The following is a 17666-nucleotide window of genomic DNA, read 5'->3' as shown; positions in this document are numbered from 1 at the left end:
AACTTCATGGCTGCCTATAACTTTGCCCGCCGGATTAAGACGCTCAGCGGCCTTACCCCCTAGGTCAGGACCCATTGATGTGAGAGGCGCGATCTGATTGAGGCTCTGCGAGGAGACTGGCGATGAGCGACCTGTATTGGCTGACGGACGAGCAGATGGCGCGGCTTGAACCGTATTTTCCCAAGAGCCACGGCAAGCCCCGGGTTGATGACCGGCGGGTGTTGAGCGGCATCGTCTTCGTAAACCGCAACGGGCTGCGTTGGTGCGATGCGCCCAAGGACTACGGACCGCACAAGACCCTCTACAACCGGTGGAAGCGGTGGGGTGAGAGGGGCGTGTTCCTGCGCATGATGGAAGGACTGGCCGCTGCGAGCGCCACGCCCAAGACGATCATGATCGACGCGACCTATCTGAAGGCACACCGCACGGCATCGAGCCTGCGGGTTAAAAAGCGGATCTCGGGCGGCTCATTGGTCTTACCAAGGGCGGCATGAACACGAAGCTTCACGCCGTCACCGACGCGAACGGTCGCCCACTGAGCTTCTTCATGACCGCTGGTCAGGTCAGCGATTACACGGGCGCTGCAGCGCTGCTCGACGATCTGCCCAAGGCGCAGTGGATGCTTGCCGACCGCGGGTACGACGCAGACTGGTACAGGGACGCTCTTCAGGCAAAGGGCATAAGGCCCTGTATTCCGGGACAAAAGTCCCGGAACGTGCCCATCAAATACGACAAGCGCCGCTACCGAAGCCGCAGCCGCATCGAGATCATGTTTGGCCGTCTGAAGGACTGGCGCCGCGTTGCCACCCGCTACGATCGATGCCCGACAGTCTTCTTCTCCACCATCGCGCTCGCCGCCACCGTCATCTTCTGGCTCTGATTAACGAGTCCTGGGCCTACTCAGCGTCCGACTTTAATAAGGATAGCGTCGGACGGCAGGACATGATCGAGAAAAGGAAGTGTCGCCGCGCCGATCGCAGGCGCGTCCTGCGCCATAACCGCCGACATTATTCGGGCGTGTGACGGCAAAGCGATCGCAGACAACGCTTTCTCCAATTTTGACGCCAGCCTTTCGATGAGAGGCACGGGCAGCCGTCCACCAATCAGGATTGCATCTGGATTGAGCACGCAGTTGATACCGATCAGCGGCATCGTTAGCGCGCGGACAGACTCGATCAACCATTGTTCCAGGACTGCGTTCACCGCAGCATCGGAGCCGACCAGCTTCGCGTTGTTAGTGACAGGACATTCGGCAGCTGCGAGGCGGGCGTGCAGCGTTGAAAGCGATACAATGTCTTGCACTACCGCGCCCGGCGTGGAAGCTCCCGGATCTGGCATGAGACCGATCTCGCCGCTTCGCGATGTTGCGCCACGATGATAGCTGCGATCGATTACCAATCCGCCGCCCAAGCCCGCACTGATAAGCAGATAAAAGAAGCTAGGATTTTCAGTGGCCGTTCCGCACTGGGCCTCGCCTAGCGCGGCGGCCGCAGCGTCGTTGTCGGTATGGATTGGCCACGGCAGCACCTCGCGCAGTAGAGCAGGCATAGCGACATCGTCCCAGGTCGAGTATTCAGGGGGGCTGCCGGGCAGGGTGATGCTGCCTAGATCGTCTGGCATCGCAACGCCGACGCCGAGCACCCGTTCGCGGTCGACATTTCCCGCCGCGATGACCTCGTCGAGCCTTTGCTTGACGAATTCGACAACATCGGCCGGCATTGCGAACGCAATCTCTTGCGTGATGCGGCTGCGCACCTCTCCCGCCAGATCAAGTGCTACCAGGGTGAGATGATCACGATCGACATTCAGGCCGATACCGAAGGCTCCGTCTGGATCGATTTGAAGCTTAAGTGCCGGTTGGCCGCGCCCCCCTTTTGTGCGCCCGCTCAGCCGTACTAACCCCTTGTCGATGAGCCGATTCGTGATGTTAGCGATAGTAGGTGCGGTAAGCCCAGTCTCTTGGACGAGCGTGACGCGCGTCGTCTCGTCGCGCAACCGAATTGCCTGAAGCACCGTCCGCAGATTATAGTCCCCGGCGCGTTCTAGATTTGTGCCTGACAAGCCGTTTGACAAGCGTGAGGACCTGCTTTGGGCACCAAGCGGATCGCCGATATCCCGCGCCTTTGCGGACAGGTCGGGGAAAGCCTTTGTGCTGTCTTGTGTCATATTCATAGATTTCGGTATCTCGGCATAATTCATGATGCATACTCACAATATTACAACTGACTTTATTTATCGCTTCAGTTCTGCCACTCGATGAACGCGGAAACCGACCGCCGTGACGAGGGGCCTACAATGATTGCTATAGCAGGACAGACCACGCCAAAGTGTGGACGGTTGCAATGATGCATGTCGGCGTCGATTTCGGCGGAACAAAGATCGAGGCAGCGGTTCTCGATGAAAAGGGCGGCTTCCTAAGCCGGGTGCGGACGCCCAACCCTGGGGATTATGACCGTGCTATTCGCGATGTTTGCGCTGTCATAGCTCGTGCCGAGGTGGAGGCGGGGGGAAATGGAGAACGCCTACTCGGCACGGTTGGGATTGGGGTGCCTGGCTCGATTAGTCCACGTTCAGGGCTGATGCAAAATGCGAATTCGACTTACCTAAACGGTCGGCCATTTAGAGAGGATTTGCAAATTGCACTCGGGCGCGATGTCCGAATGGCGAACGACGCAAACTGTCTCGCGCTCTCAGAGACTGTAGATGGAGCCGCCATAGGCGCTAAATCTGCAGTGGGCGTCATCCTTGGTACCGGTGTCGGGGGCGGGGTCGTTATAGATGGGCGGATTGTAGAAGGCGCGAACGGCATTGGCGGCGAATTCGGTCACGTCCCACTCCCGTGGCTTACCGCAGATGAGCACCCAGGTCCGCTTTGCTGGTGCGGTAAACACGGCTGTCTGGAGGCGTGGATTTCAGGCACTGGATTTGCCCGCGCGCACGAAGCCAACAGTGGTCAAAAAATTCAAGCCGCGGCTATTGTCGCTGCTTCGCGATCCGGGGATCCGGCTGCAAACGAGTCCCTTGAGCGCTACGTTGATCAGCTGGGGCGGACGCTTGCACTGATCGTAAACATTATTGATCCGGATGTTTTCGTTCTTGGCGGCGGCATGTCCAACGTGGACGAGTTGTACCGGCGATTACCCACTGTCGTACGCCAATACGTTTTCGGAGGTGCTTGGGAAGGGAGTATCGTGCCAGCGCGCTGGGGCGACTCATCTGGCGTTCGTGGCGCAGCGCGACTTTAGGTAAGCGTTAGGCGCGTTTAACCTACTGATTTAACGGGCATTCCTGCCGCTCGATCCATCAGCATCATTCAAAAAATCGCTGCAGCATTAAAAAACGGAAATTTTTGTATTTAATAGTTGACGATTAGGCTGCTTCGGCGGCATCACTGTTAATAAGCCGACAGCGAAGCGGCTAAGGGAGGATGTGAATCGTGCAATACGAATTTGCCCGTCGGGTAAGTTGCGATCGCGTGGCAGCCGAGATGTCCAGGGCAGTCGACCTTGGCGCTTTGATTGCGGCACGTTCGGTTCACATTCCGAACAATCAAATAATGAAAACCGTTCGATCGTCACGGCATCAGAATCGGCTGTTGTCTAGACGAGTTGCGCGAAAGGGAGGGATGTGATGAACCAGATTAGCGAAAACCCTAACCGGACTTACCGTCTGCAGTTGTTGGCAACTGCCGCATCGTTGATAACTCTTTACGTCGCGCAGCCCGCTCTGGCGCAGGCTGGTACAGGCACTGATAAAGCGTCGAGCGCTGCACAGACGTCCGGGCCGGCACAGGGCGGAGTTGAGACGCAGCCCGTTCCCGGCACGAGTCCTGCTGCAGGTGCGGCAGCATCCGGCGCGGCTCAAGCCGATGGCAGTGAGGCTACCGCGACGTCGGCGAGCGACGGCGGCGATATTCTTGTTATTGGTGTTCGCGGAGCCCAAAAGGCTGCCGTCGACCTCAAGCGTTCGGCAGCTCAGATCGTCGATTCCATCGTGGCCGAGGACATCGGCAAATTGCCTGACACCACGATCGCCGACTCGCTACAGCGCGTCACTGGCGTCCAGATCGACCGCACTGCGGGTGAAGGCGGCGGCGTGAATATTCGAGGGCTAGGACAGGTGCTGGTCACCCTCAACGGGGAGTCGTTTCTCGGCGGCCAGAGCATCGACAATGCACAGCCCAACTTTACCGACATACCGCCAACGCTCTTCTCAGGCGTCGACGTGTTTAAGTCACCAACCGCGCGTCAGCTAGAAGGTGGCATCAGCGGTATTATTGATCTGAAAACTCGACGTCCGTTTGATCTTAAGCACGGCATTACACTGTCCGGCTCAGCCGAGGGCGAATACGGCGACCGCGTCAAAAAGTTCAACCCGACGTACTCTGCGCTTGCGGGCTACCATACGGACCGCTTTGGCCTGCTTGTTGCGGGATCCTACTCGAAGGCAAGCCTTGCTAACATTCGCATTGACACTGGCAACAGCTGGCTTGTCTCAACCGACGCTTTGTCGGGCCGCGACTTGCGCGGCAACGGCGGCATTGGTTCGACCAACATCCCGGCTAACGGTGACTATGTCTATCAACCCGCTGTCGTTAGCGCATCTAACCAGACGACAGAACGTGAGCGGTACGGCGCTAACGCCTCTGCACAGTACAAAATTACAGATCAACTTACGCTGACAGCAGATGGCGCCTATACTCAGCTCGACGACCGCACGCGCGCCGTCAACCTTCAACTTAACAGCGGCTATGCGCCGCGACCGCTTCTTGCGGGATCTCAAGTCGACTCCAACGGAGTTGTCACTGTCGCGAACTTCGCGCTGCCGGGGTTTGCAGAGAACAGCCTTGCCACAAATTCAAAGTCCCGCACGTTCAATACCAATCTCGAACTGAATTATAATAACGGCAGCAACTTCAAGGGAACGTTGCGTTGGGTTCACGCCGATGCCAAGCGGGACTCAGTTTCGTCACAGGCCGACTCCAAGCCGGAAACCGGCAACTTGCTGCCGCGAGGCGTAGCTCCTGAATGCCAGGGCAACTTGAATCCAAACCTGCTGACGGGCTCCTGCTATCAGCTACAAAACCCGACCGGCTTCCAAGCAGTCAATGTCGGTATCGATTACACGACCAAGTACCCGACGCTCGCGTTCGGGACCGACGTGACGAACCCGGCCAACTGGGAGCTATACTCGACGTGGGGCTATGGCGACCACCGGCGGGCTAAGAACGATGCGTTCCGCGCTGATGGCACCTTCACCTTTCCGGGCAATGGATTCTTTACAACGCTCGACGCCGGCATACGCTACAACGTGCGCGATGTGACCGTGTCGGAGTTCAAATATCTAGCACCAGTCACCGTGCCCGGGGTTGGAACGCTCGCTAAGCCAGGCGATCTCTACTTCTTCAAGGACGCCGGCATCACCCAGACCGGGACTCCGGCGGTTGAAGGGCGCTCTGTGCTGCCGATCTATACCTTCGGGGCGCTTGGTAACCGTATTAAACAGTACAATAACTTCATCTTCGGAGGCGTGCCTTCGGCGGGCATTCCCGGGATCGCCCCCAATGCGATGAGCGATCCGCTTGCCTTCCAGAACAGCTTGTTCCCGGGCAACGCCGAGTATCAGGACCCGACCCGTAGCTTCCGCGTTAAGGAGAAGAACGCCAGCGCCTACGCGCAGCTGAACTTTGCATCCGAGCAAGGCATCGCTGGGATCGGCATCTCTGGTAACATCGGACTCCGGTTTATAACGACTACTCGAACGGTCTTTGCCAATACGACCGATCCGAACCGATTCATTGGAACCGGCGGCAATTACAACGGCGTGTTTATCAATCTTGGCACGACGGCAAACAAAAAGCAGATTGACCGGTATCTGCCAGCGGCAAACCTCACCTTCGATCTTAACCGCCGGATGAAGCTGCGCTTGGCTGCCGCCAAGGTGGTTGGGGAGCTGAACCTTTTCGACCTGGGTGCCGGTCAAGTGCTGTATTATGGCGCCAACAATGGTCGGTATCCGTTGCCTGTGCCGCAGAACCTTCAGGTCTTTCTGTCAGGCGCGTCGGGCAACCCAAGCCTCGAACCCTATCAATCCACCAACTACAACGCGTCCTACGAATTTTATTTTGGCCGAGGCGGTCTGTTTAGCGCCGCTGCGTTCCTCTTCGACGTTAAGTCCTTTCCGCAAAGCATCGGACTTATTCAGCCGATTGCCGACCAGGACGGTGTCGTCCGTGCTGGCGGCGTTGTCCAGACCACCAGCAATGGCAAGGGCGGCAAAATCAAGGGCGTCGAGGTTGGCTACCAGCAGCAGTTCGACTTCCTGCCGGGCTTTTTGAGCGGTTTTGGTGCCAACGCAAACTTCACATACTCAGACAGCCAGAGCTCAAATGTAGACCTTTTTAACCATCAGCTCCCGGTACCGGACAATTCAAAGTTTCAATATAACGTTATCGGCTTCTATCAGAAAGGACCGATCCAGGCACGTGTTGCCTACAACTGGCGGAGCACACGCTTTGCCGGCATCCAATATGTTAACGGCATTGACCTAACCAATGCGCCGAACGCAAACGCGCTGGCAATCTATTCGAAGCCGGTTGGATATCTCGATGCATCGGCCAGCTACGACATTTTGCCGAATGCGACGATCTTTATCCAGGGCACCAATCTGACCCGGTCTAATGATGAGGAATATCTGCAGTTTAAGAATCAGTTCTATCAGCAGAACGTTTTTGAACGGCGGCTGACGGTCGGCGTCCGTATCCGAAACTAACCAAACGACCTTTGCCCTTACCCTCCCGGGGCAATGTTGGGCTCATCCGGAAACATGCCGGATGAGCCTCTTTTTGGTTCAGCCAATCCCGCGTAGCGCCGTAGCATATTCACGAATGACGGACTGCGTGGAGCGGTCAGTATCAAATACGCCGTAATAGCCTTGCGGTTCGTGGCTTGGATCGCCGAGCCAGTTTGTGTCGCCAGCACGGAAAATATAATCGGAATGCTGTGCGCGGCCTTCGCCGTTCCACGCCCAGAAACTGACTGCTGTCAACGGTCCGCCTCGCTTTGCATCTTTCGTAACCGCGTCCATCACGAACCGGTAAAAGGCGTCGCGTTCAGTAGTGGTCGCGGTAGGGTCGTAGCTGCCGCCGTCGCGCGGATATCCGAACTCTTCCAGCACCAGCGGACGGCCAAGCTTGGTGGCCAGCGCGATGTGTTGGTCGATATAGGAACGGGTCATAGCCCGGCCCGTGGCGCGCGAGCCAGCCAAGTCTGTAACGTTAATCCAGCCGAAGTTTTTCGGCCAAATATGGATTGACATATAGTCGATCTCCGGTGGGGTAGCGAGCGTCAGGCACGCCTCGCTTCTTAGGCAACCGATTACGCCCTCAGCCCCCGTCGAGACGAGGTGGTGGGGATCGATCGACTTAATCAGGCGCGCGGTCGATTTGATCCATGCAGCGTAGGCCGGCAGATATCCTTTCGCCGCAGTTTCGCCCGGCCGCGGCTCGTTCGCTAACTGCCATGCCATGATCCCTGGGTCCTCGGCGTAGCGTTTGCCGGTGATGCTATTGGTGCGGCCTACTATTGCACGGACGTAGTCGTCCGCCATCGCTACTGCGGGGATGCTCGCGTAGAATTGCGCGGTAAAGTCGGCGTAAGCGGGCCATGGCGCGGCGGGATCGTTCTCGTCAACATAATGGCCGCCGTTCGCCCAATAGAGATAGGCTTGCATGCCGCCTGACCACTCCCAGAAGTTGTTTATGCACATTACCGCGCGCATGTCGCGCCGCCGCAACTCAACAAGCAGATAGTCAAGTCCGCCGAGCAGTTGCTCGTTAAAGCGAGTGCTGCGATCACGAAACGTCGGGGTGACCGAGCCTTTCAAAGGCGAGGCTTCGGATCCGCACATGACTCGGACATTATCAATCCCGAGTGCCCGCAGACCATCAAGTTCCCGCCGCAACCGGTTTCGATTGCCGTAGTCGGTATCAGCGCCGAGGTAGGCACCATACCACATGTTCGTCCCCATGTAACGGTAAGGAGCGCCGTCCAGGTCGAAGCGCTTGCCGGTTACGCTTACGAGTCCTGCCGGGCCCAGGGGGCGAATTACTGCTGGAAGGGTCGTTAAGGCGAGCGCGGCACCAACAGACCTGATCGCGGTGCGGCGCGTCGGCTTCGGACCGACGCCTACTTTGAGTTGCTCGTGCAAAGTGTCCGTCATGCTATGCCCTCGCGCTTACCGTCGAAGGCGACACTGTTAGTCTCGGGAACGAGGCGTAGGGCCAAGTTGCATTGCGGGGCCGTCGCCGCGGCGATGATCGCGAACGGCGCCCCTGCCGACCATGCTACCCGCGTCGGCAAGACGCCTACTATGACCGCATTAAACGGCCAGTTTGTGCCTGTGCGAAACGCAATGCCGGGCGGAAGCATCTCCGGTTCAACCCAGGCCGCGATCGTCCAGGCGCGAGCAACAAACTGAGCTTCGTCCGGAGACGCTAGAGGTTGATCAATCGACGCTCTTCCCAGAGGCAGGTCGGCGTCGACCGGGCCATATAGCTGCGCACCGGTCGGTGCCATGCGTAACAGCACCCCCCATGCTGTCGCCGTCAAAGCCATCACCTTATATCTGGTCATTTCGCTCTCCCTGTAACCGGGTCTGTTCGCCCGAGTTTACCCTATCGAGCAGAACGAAAACAAACCAATTTGAGTTATGAATTCTTGACGGAGGCCTTTAAGCTCGGTTTGTTAGGATATCGCGGCAATCCGGATCGCAGGGGAGAGGCTTATGACGATGTTCGCGACGACACGTCGTGCACTGCTTCACAGCGCGGCGTTGACCAGCGCCGGACTAGCGATGGGGCGGGCGCTGGCCGGAGTAAGGGATTCGGTACCGCGGATAGAACGGCAGGCAAACGGGGCGTTAATTTACCGCGATGGCAACATCACCAACCTTCGACTGCCGCTCACGGGCATCGCTAGCGTCGTAAAATGCTCGGCGGCTAACTTAGCCCTGGGTGGCGGTTTCTTCGCGCACGATGGGGCAAGCTCCCCGACGGTTCGTTTCGTAGAAGACGCCCATGTTCTCCGCCTGATGGGCGAAGGCATTATCGTAGAGATAGATAAGGCAAACGGTCGTCTTCGCTTTTTCGACGGCGCTGGAACGATCCGTATCGCCGAAAGCGTAGAACCTGCCCCGATTCCAGGCGTAGACGCCGCACGTCGTCAGGGCTTCACCATTGGCGCGACCGAGCGGTTACACGGCCTCGGGCAGTTCCGCGCGCCGGTCGCCGATTATCGCGACGAAGACGTGTTTCTCGCCCATGCCAATAGCGATGCGATTAATCCGTTTCTTACATCGACCGGCGGTTGGGGCCTGTTATGGGACACCGGGACGGCGGCGCATTTCCGTTCGCGCGCAACGGCGATCGGCTACCATTCGGTCGCAGGCGACCTTATTCGGTATCATGTCTGCCTCGGTGCCGACATGGACGCAGTCATTGGTCGCTATCGCGCGCTAACGGGAGCAGCCGCGCTCTTGCCGAAGTGGGCGTACGGCTACTGGCAGAGCAAGGAGCGCTACCAAACCCAGGCCGAACTGACCGGCGTCGTCGACGAATACCGACGCCGCGGCCTTCCTCTCGATGCAATCGTGCTAGACTGGCATTATTGGGGCGAAAACGATCATTTTAGCGGAATGACCTTCGATACGAAAACCTTTCCCGACCCGAGCGCCATGGTTCGACATGTCCATGCCAGTGACGCACATGTGCTTATCTCGGTCTGGCCAGCTTTCGGTTCGGCGACCGCTATCTACCAAGAGATGGCGTTGGCAAAGCATCTCTTCCCGTTAAAGCATTGGAGCGGAGGTCGCGTTTTTGACGCGAGTTCTGCGCCTGCACGTGATCTGTATTGGCAACACGTCAAACGCGGGCTCGTCGACCATGGCTTCGACGGCCTGTGGACCGATGGCAACGAGCCAGAATTCCAGTCGACTGGGGAACGCTACGGCACTGCTGCCGCATTTGCCGCCAACGGACTGAGCTCCGCCGGGCCTATTGCCGAGAACCTGCTCACGTTCTCTTGGTACCAGTCCAAGGGCTTGAGCGAAGGGCTCGAGCGCGACGTGCCGTCTAAGCGTCCGGTAATCCTGAGCCGCTCGGCCTACGCAGGGCAGCAAGCGTTCGGCGCAATTACCTGGTCGGGCGACATCTTCGCCAGCTGGGGCACTTTGTCAGCACAGATCCTCGCTGCTCAGCAGTTCGCGATGGCGGGGATACCGTGGTGGACGTGCGATATTGGCGGCTTTTTAGTCAATCATCGCTACCCGAGAGGGTTGGCAGATCCGGCCTATACTGAGTTGTATGTGCGCTGGTTCCAGTTCGGCGCCTTCCTTCCGGTATTCCGCGCGCACGGCACACACGTTCCGCGAGAGTTATGGCAATTCGGCGAGCCAGGAACGCCCGTATACGACGCGTTGGAGAAGGCTTTGCGACTGCGCTATTCGCTATTGCCATACCATTATTCGCTGGCGGCGGAGGCGGCGCTAGCTGGCGGTACGCCCCTGCGCGCGCTCGCGATGGATTTTTCCGACGACGTGGCGGCGCGCGATCACCCCGCGCAGTTCATGGTCGGCCGCGATCTGTTGGTGCGCGTCGTCGATCGACCGCTTGAGCATTCCCCCGAAAACATTCAGGAGTTTCTGCCAAGCCGCGCGGTTAAGGGGCTGAACGCGCCTGCGGCAGAGATCACCTTCTACGAAGGATCGAACTTCGAGCGTCGCGTGTCGTCGCGCCAGACAGACGAATTGAAAATGAGCTGGTCGGGCGACCTACCCACCGCGCTTGCAGGCAAGCCCTACTCGATCCGTTGGACCGGGCGGTTACGTGCGGAGGAGAGCGGCGCACATAGGCTCGTTGTGCAGGGCAAGGGCGCTATCCGGCTGTCTCTCGCTGGCCGAACAGTGATCGATGGCATTGCGGAGCCCGCGGTCGCTGATGGTGCGAACGGTGCGGTATCTTTTCGCGAACATGATGGCGACGCACGCTACGAAGTTCCGCTTTCCCTGGAAGCCGGTCAATCTTACGTCTTTAGGCTGGAGCAGCGGCAGCGAACCGCCGACGTCGTGAGCTTGTGGTTTGAATGGATTACGCCTTCTCAAGTGGCGAAGATGGCGATCCCACAATCGAAGGTCATCACGGTCTATCTCCCCGCCGGACAGGACTGGTATGACCTTACGTCTGAAGAACGGCATGTTGGCGGCCGCTCCATCACGGTTCCAGCGCCGCTCGACTATGTACCGGTGTTTGCGCGAGCCGGAGCAATCCTGCCGATGACGCCCGGCATCGACCGTGCGTCGGTCCGCCCCAACGTAATCGAACTACGCGTTTTTGCCGGTCGTGACGGCCGCTTCACGTTGTACGAAGATGGCGGTGACGGGGATGGTTACAAACACGGTGCCGCTGCTCGTATTCCGATACGATGGCATGACGCGAAGCGCAGATTGGTTGTTGGCCCGCGGACAGGGACTTATCCTAACATGGTCTCTAAAATATATTTTCAAGCGCATTTGGCTGACGGGCACGGAGCGCAAATAGTGCGTAAGATCCTTTTTGATGGGTCCGAGCAAAGTATCGAGTGGTGATGCACGTTAGCAAAGCGGAGTGCGACCTATGGAATCATCTCCGCGCCGAAACCTTTAGAGCGAGTTAGCATTAAATGCGGGTTCTCCACTTAGCAAAATATCTGAACGACGGTGTCAACCAGCATTCGATCGCTGGCCCTTTGTAACTATTTTGCGGTTAGTCCAATCCAACGCTAAGATAGTCAACCAGAAAAAGGGCGTACTGCTGTGGGCCTCGTACAACCGCAAAGGCGAACAGATCAGTAAATTCGTTTCCGGACTGAACGACTATTTGGACCCGTACGTGCAGGTCGGAACAGCGCGGGCATCTCGGGAACGATAAGACCGCGCGGTATTATTTGAACCAATATACCAGGCGTCGCTTCTATGCCGGCGTGCAATGGACTTTCCAAGACGGCGTCCCCCCTCCCCGAGTACGTCGCGCGTCACCGTTTTCTTAGGCGGTGCCGTGCCCTTTTCCGATCCGAGAGCAAGGATGATGTGTCGATGAGCAAGCTTGGACTGGTCGCGCTGGCCGCAGTGGTGACTATTGCGCCGGTCGCGGCGCGCAATCCGATCGTCCCAGGCTGGTATGCCGACCCTGAGATCCGGGTGTTCGGCGACAAGTACTGGATCTATCCGACTTATTCCGACGACGCGGGAAAGCCGGACGTTTCGCCGCTTTTCACTCCCGACCAGGCCAAGCTGCGACGGCAGCATACGGTGCGGCCGTCTTATCTCCAGCAGACCTTTTTCAATGCCTTTTCCTCGCCCGATCTGGTCCATTGGACCCGGCACAACCATGTGCTCGACGTCGCCAACGTGGCTTGGGCCGGCTATGCGGTGTGGGCGCCCTCGGCGATCGAGCACAAGGGCCGCTATTATCTGTTCTTCGGCGCGAACGACATTCAGAGCGACGCCGAACACGGCGGGATCGGCGTTGCCGTGGCGGACCGTCCGGGCGGCCCGTTCAAGGACGCGATCGGCAAGCCGCTGATCAGGGCGTTCCACAATCAGGCGCAGCCGATCGACCCGTTTGTCTATCGTGACGACGACGGTCAGGTGTATCTCTATTACGGCGGGTGGCGGCATTGCAACGTCGTCCGCCTGAGCGACGACCTGCGCAGCGTGCGGCCGTTCGCGAACGGCACGACGTACAAGGAAATCACCCCGCCGGGTTATGTCGAGGGATCGTTCGTCATCAAACGCCGCGGGGTCTATTATCTGATGTGGTCTGAAGGGGAATGGACCGGGTCGGACTATAGCGTCGCCTATGCGATGGGGCCGAGCGCGACCGGACCGTTCAGGCCGATGGGCAAGATTCTCGCGGAGGACGCGCGGATCGCGCGTGGGGCGGGCCATCATTCGGTCGTCAACGTGCCGGGCACCGACGAATGGTACATCGTCTATCACCGCCGTCCGCTCGGCGACGCCAAAGGCGAACATCGCCAGATCGCGATCGATCGAATGACCTTTGCTACCGACGGCACGATCGAGCCGGTCGTGCTAACCAATACAGGCGCGCCACCGCGTCCGATCGGCCGGCGGCAATGACCGGCCCGTCCGCATCGGCCACCTCAGCCGTTCAGCCCTATACGCATTCTCCGGAAGACCTGACGTGAAGATCCGTTTCGCCGCATCCGCCGGCCGCAGCCTCGCGTTGCTCGCCGTCACCAGTCTCGGCCTGCCCGCGCCGCTGCTTGTCGCACCCGCGATGGCGCAGCAGCGCGGGGAGGCCGCGGAATCGCTGGCCGATCTGGTCAATCCGCTGATGGGGACCGATTCCACCTACGAACTGTCCTACGGCAATACCTATCCGGCGGTCGCGGTGCCGTGGGGGATGAACTTCTGGACTCCGGTGACCGGCAAGCCCGGCAGCGGCTGGGGTTATATGTACCATAATCTCAAGATCAACGGGTTCAAGCAGACGCACCAGCCGAGCCCGTGGATGAACGATTACGCGGCTTTCTCGCTGTTCGCGGAAACCGGCCCGCTCAAGATCAAGGAAGACGAGCGCGCGAGCTGGTACAGCCACAAGGCGGAGACGAGCCACCCCTATAACTACAAGGTCTATCTCGCCGATTATAACGTCACCGCCGAGGTGACGCCGACCAACCGCGCCGCGCAATTCCGCTTCACCTTCCCCAAGAGCGACGACGCGCACATCTTGCTCGACGGGCTGGCGGGCGGGTCGATGGTCAAGATCGACGCGGCCAACCGGCGGATCACCGGCTATGTCCGCAACAACCACGGCGGCGTGCCCGACAATTTCCACAATTACTTCGTCGCGCAGTTCGACCACGACTTCAGCGTCAGCCGCACCTGGGACGACAATTGGCAGATCGGTGCGGACACCATGCGCGAAGGCGGCCATGTCGGCGCGGTGATCAGCTTTAAGACGCGCGACGGCGAACAGGTCGGCGTCAAGGTCGCCTCATCCTTCATCAGCGCGAAACAGGCGCAGCGTAATCTCGACAGCGAGATCGGCCGCGACAGCTACGCCGCGACCGAAGCGAAGGCGAAGGCCGCGTGGGAGAAGGAACTCGGGATCATTCGCGTGAGCGACCCTAGTCTCGACAATAAGCGCACCTTCTATTCGGCGATGTACCGGATGCTGCTGTTCCCGCGGCAGTTCCACGAGATCGATGCCCGCGGGACGATGGTCCATTACAGCCCGTATGACGGCAAGGTCCATGACGGGCCGATGTATACCGACAACGGTTTCTGGGACACATGGCGCGCGGTCTTCCCCTATTTCGCGCTCGTCCGCCCGGAGCTCGACACCCAGATCATGCAGGGGCTGGCGAACGCGTATAAGGAGGGCGGCTGGCTTCCCGAATGGATGAGCCCGGGCCAGCGCGACGTGATGATCGGCTCCAATTCCGCCAACATCATCGCCGATGCTTATCTCGAAGGCGTGCGCGGGTTCGATGTCGAGACGCTGTACGAGGCGATGGTCAAGAACGCGACCACTTCGCAAGGGCGGCCGAAGGACAAGAAGGGCAACGTTATCACCGCCGTCGGCCGCGAGGGCGTCGAATGGTACAACAAGCTCGGCTATGTGCCCTATGACGTAGGCATCAACGAGAGCGCGGCGCGCACACTCGAATATGCGACCGCCGACTTCTCGCTCTCGCGCCTCGCCGCCGCGCTCGGCAAGACCGAGGATGCCAAGAAATACGCCGCGCGGGCGCAGAATTACCGCAAGCTCTACGACGCGCAATCCGGCTGGATGCGCGGCCGCAACAAGGACGGCAGCTGGATGCAGCCGTTCAACCCGTTCGCCTGGGGGGATGCCTTTACCGAGGGCAATGCGCTGCATTACAGCTTCTCGGCGATGCAGGACGTCCAGGGGCTGATCGACCTGCAGGGCAGCGATCGTAAGTTCACCGACAAGCTGGACTCGATCTTTACGCTGCCGCCGGTGTTCGACGACAGCTATTACGGATCGGTGATCCACGAGACGCGCGAGATGCAGATCGTCAACATGGGGCAATATGCGCACGGCAATCAGCCGATCCAGCACATGACCTACCTCTACGACTGGGCCGGCCAGCCGTGGAAGACGCAAGGCCATGTCCGCGACGTGATGGCGAAGCTTTATTCGGCGACGCCCGACGGCTATCCCGGCGACGAGGACAATGGCCAGACTTCGGCCTGGTACGTCTTCTCCGCGATTGGTTTCTATCCGTTGACCCCGACGGTCGGCCAATATGCGATCGGCAGCCCGCTGTTCCGCTCGGTTCGGCTGACCATGCCGGGCGGCAAGGTGCTGACGATCGAGGCGCCCAACAACGCGCCGAAGAACGTCTACATCCAGTCGGTGACGCTGAACCGTAAGCCGTACGACAAGCCGTGGCTGTCGCGCGAGGCGCTGCAAGAAGGCGGGACGTTGCGATTTGTCATGGGGCCGACCCCCAACACGCGCTGGGGCAGCGCCAAGAGAGATGCGCCTTTCTCGATGAGTGCGCCGACTGCGGGGTGACCTGCTGATTAATTGGGAGACGAATATGAATCGTCGGGGCATCATCGCTGGCGGTCGCAGTAGCGGTCCCAGGTCACGCGAAGACTGCCGCAGATGGAGTGATATTTTGTAAGTTAGCTTGCCCCCGTCTTGCCTGCATATTTATGTGCCGATTTGGTTGTGTGGTACATGCTTGTGATCCTTGAACGCATTGCTCGACGATCTGCGCCCCTCGCTTACCTTTGTTCGCAACCCAATCGTCGCTTGTGGCACAGTCAACGGCTCAGCTCGTTCCTTTGGGTAGCTTCGCCCCCTCGATTTTTACTAAGTTCTGAAATGAGTCTGAAATCTGACCCATTTCATCGGCTTCGCGATCAACCCGCGATTCAAGAAGCGGGTTATCGCGACCCTGCTCTTCAAGTAGCGCAATAATTTTGGTATTTTTACGCTCGCCAAGCATCGCGATTTGAAGGGTCAATTGGGCGCGCTTTTCGGCCAAGGCTTCAGCATGTCGCTGAGTGGTCAAGATCAAAAGCGCGACCACGAGAGCGCCAATGGTTGCAAAAAACTCGAGGTTCGGAAACGGAAATTGCTCGAATTAGATAAGGCCGGCACGGCGTGCACTGTAATTCCCGATGATCCAGGCGATGACCAGCATGATGATGAAGGTGACGGAGCTCTGCTTGCCAAGCGCCGCAGTGACACGATTGGCGACGCGTTGCATAGTCGACGCCTGACGGTCATGCTCGACCTGCAACTCTATAAGTCGTTGGACTGTTTCCTCGACATGACCGCTTACGGGCCTGTTGTGGATCTCACCTGCTAGCTGGTCGGGGTATAGGGACATGACTTAGTTTTTAAAGATCGCTGGGGCGCCAAGTTTGACCGTCAGCAACAACTTTACTGCATTCCAACTTGTCATCCATCCAACGGCAGGGATGGCAAGAGGCGCCGTCGCGCTTCGACCGCGCGATCTATCATGATGGTCAGGGACATGCCCGATGGCGATTTGATTACCTTGCTCGATACAGGCGCGTAGTCATCGCGCGGGCCATGGAAGTGGGTGCGGGAAGGGGGACTGGCCGGGCTTTGCGACCCATGCCGTCCATATCGTTAGAAAGGGTACGGTCACGCTTGGAAGGAGGAGTCCCGGCTTAGCACGGTTCACGTCGTCCTCCTGCCGTGCTGAGCCTTAGAAAAGCGAGGCCGGCGGTTGCCGGCCTCGTTTTGATCAATTGATGCCGTCCGCTGGAGCGCCGCCCTCACCGCTAGCAAAATGCTTCTGTGCGCTTTGCTTTCCGGCATCGACCGTCTCGGACGCGACCTGCTTAACAGAGTCGGCCAGCGACCCGCTCGTTAGATCAGCGACCAAGCGCCGATCGGCTTATCTGTCGTCAGTCCATGCGCTTGAGCACTGTCTTTGACCGCGCCGAGCGCCTCGTTAGCTACACGGCCACCACGATCGACCACGTCCTGCGCGAGATCGCGTCCCGCGGAGCGCAACCGATCAGCCGTCGCCCCAAGCGCATGCTGTTCCTCGTCGCTGGTTGGGATCAACGAGCCGGCGACGATGCCGACGATGGCGGCGACCGCGCCCAGTACGAAGGGATTGCTGGTAACCGAGGCGAGCGCCTCACGCGTCGATTGTGCCATATTGCCTACTCCTTGTTGAACCGCTGCACCGCCGCGCTGCGCGCGGTCACCAAGATTGCCGGCGGCGTCGCTCGCATGTGCCGTCAGATCATGCGTGGTCTCGCGAACGCTTTGCTTTGCGGACGCCATCGCTTCCTTGATCTTCTGCCCATAGCTTTGCGCCGTGTCGGAAGTTTCGCGTGCCACTCCAAGCACCTTGCCTCGCGCCTCATCCAGACGCGAAGCATGCCCATCAGGATGTTCGTCGTTTCCACGTACCACCTCCGCCTCAGCGGTCCGAAGACGGACAATATAGTCTGGTTCGGGTGCGGGTCGCGCCGGTCGCGCCAGCGAAGCGGGCTTGCTGCTCGATGCCATCAGCCAAGCGACTAAATTACAGCGTTACTGCGATGTGACTGATCTACGTGCGGGAACGGTGCTATATGAGCCT

At 59.1% G+C, this 17666-nt stretch carries 12 protein-coding genes; 7 read left to right on the top strand and 5 right to left on the bottom strand.

All coding sequences use genetic code 11. From position 1 onward, the window contains the following. Window positions 1–122 precede the first annotated feature (122 nt). Window positions 123–880 (top strand): IS5 family transposase gene (locus RH91_RS21865; protein ID WP_086010174.1). Its coding sequence is split into 2 segments (ribosomal slippage): window positions 123–453 and window positions 453–880, totalling 759 coding nucleotides; the frame shifts between segments, so codons are not numbered across the junction. A 20-nt stretch (window positions 881–900) separates the two neighbouring features. On the opposite strand, the gene RH91_RS19580 is transcribed toward RH91_RS21865, so the two are convergent. Beyond that, on the bottom strand, window positions 901–2199 hold the full coding sequence (locus RH91_RS19580; protein ID WP_232283616.1) for an ROK family transcriptional regulator: 1299 nt from the start codon (window positions 2197–2199) through the stop codon (window positions 901–903). A 143-nt stretch (window positions 2200–2342) separates the two neighbouring features. Here RH91_RS19580 and RH91_RS21860 point away from each other — a divergent pair, with 143 nt between their 5' ends. Both RH91_RS21860 and RH91_RS21855 read left to right on the top strand, forming a co-directional pair. Next, on the top strand, window positions 2343–3245 hold the full coding sequence (locus RH91_RS21860; RefSeq protein WP_010165015.1) for an ROK family protein: 903 nt from the start codon (window positions 2343–2345) through the stop codon (window positions 3243–3245). 385 nt (window positions 3246–3630) lie between these two features. Beyond that, a complete protein-coding gene (locus RH91_RS21855; protein WP_081469594.1) occupies window positions 3631–6771 on the top strand; it encodes a TonB-dependent receptor in 3141 nt (1046 codons plus the stop codon). A 78-nt stretch (window positions 6772–6849) separates the two neighbouring features. Here RH91_RS21855 and RH91_RS19570 read toward each other — a convergent pair whose 3' ends face one another. Next, on the bottom strand, window positions 6850–8220 hold the full coding sequence (locus RH91_RS19570) for a glycoside hydrolase 5 family protein (protein WP_010165013.1): 1371 nt from the start codon (window positions 8218–8220) through the stop codon (window positions 6850–6852). Further along, window positions 8217–8633: a hypothetical protein gene (locus RH91_RS23290; RefSeq protein ID WP_232283615.1), complete on the bottom strand. Its 417-nt coding sequence runs from the start codon at window positions 8631–8633 to the stop codon at window positions 8217–8219. Before RH91_RS23290 ends, RH91_RS19570 begins: the two co-directional genes overlap by 4 nt. A gap of 151 nt (window positions 8634–8784) precedes the next feature. Between RH91_RS23290 and RH91_RS19560 the strand changes: the two genes are divergently transcribed. The 3 genes from RH91_RS19560 to RH91_RS19550 all read left to right on the top strand — a co-directional run bounded on the left by RH91_RS19560 (window position 8785) and on the right by RH91_RS19550 (window position 15604). Next, window positions 8785–11640, top strand: a complete 2856-nt coding sequence (locus RH91_RS19560) for a TIM-barrel domain-containing protein (protein ID WP_010165011.1) — start codon at window positions 8785–8787, stop codon at window positions 11638–11640. Between the two features lie 486 nt (window positions 11641–12126). Then, window positions 12127–13173 (top strand): glycoside hydrolase family 43 protein, encoded by a 1047-nt coding sequence (locus RH91_RS19555; RefSeq protein ID WP_010165010.1) that lies wholly within the window; start codon window positions 12127–12129, stop codon window positions 13171–13173. Between the two features lie 64 nt (window positions 13174–13237). After that, on the top strand, window positions 13238–15604 hold the full coding sequence (locus RH91_RS19550; RefSeq protein WP_010165008.1) for a GH92 family glycosyl hydrolase: 2367 nt from the start codon (window positions 13238–13240) through the stop codon (window positions 15602–15604). A gap of 262 nt (window positions 15605–15866) precedes the next feature. Here RH91_RS19550 and RH91_RS23285 read toward each other — a convergent pair whose 3' ends face one another. Beyond that, window positions 15867–16127 carry a hypothetical protein gene (locus RH91_RS23285; protein ID WP_010165006.1) on the bottom strand — a complete coding sequence of 87 codons (261 nt, stop codon included), beginning with the start codon at window positions 16125–16127 and terminating at the stop codon, window positions 15867–15869. Between RH91_RS23285 and RH91_RS23280 the strand changes: the two genes are divergently transcribed. Beyond that, complete coding sequence (locus tag RH91_RS23280) at window positions 16062–16409, top strand: hypothetical protein (protein ID WP_232283613.1); 348 nt, start codon at window positions 16062–16064, stop codon at window positions 16407–16409. The two genes, RH91_RS23285 and RH91_RS23280, sit on opposite strands and share 66 nt — an antisense overlap. Window positions 16410–16939: 530 nt before the next feature. Here RH91_RS23280 and RH91_RS19540 read toward each other — a convergent pair. Further along, window positions 16940–17593 (bottom strand): hypothetical protein, encoded by a 654-nt coding sequence (locus tag RH91_RS19540; protein WP_010165003.1) that lies wholly within the window; start codon window positions 17591–17593, stop codon window positions 16940–16942. Window positions 17594–17666 lie beyond the last annotated feature (73 nt).

It is taken from the genome of Sphingomonas sp. PAMC 26617 (assembly GCF_000242835.1).
Classification (GTDB): Bacteria; Pseudomonadota; Alphaproteobacteria; order Sphingomonadales; family Sphingomonadaceae; genus Sphingomonas.
The sequence above is the reverse complement of the archived record's forward strand: the minus strand, read 5'-3'. Positions and strand labels throughout refer to the sequence as shown.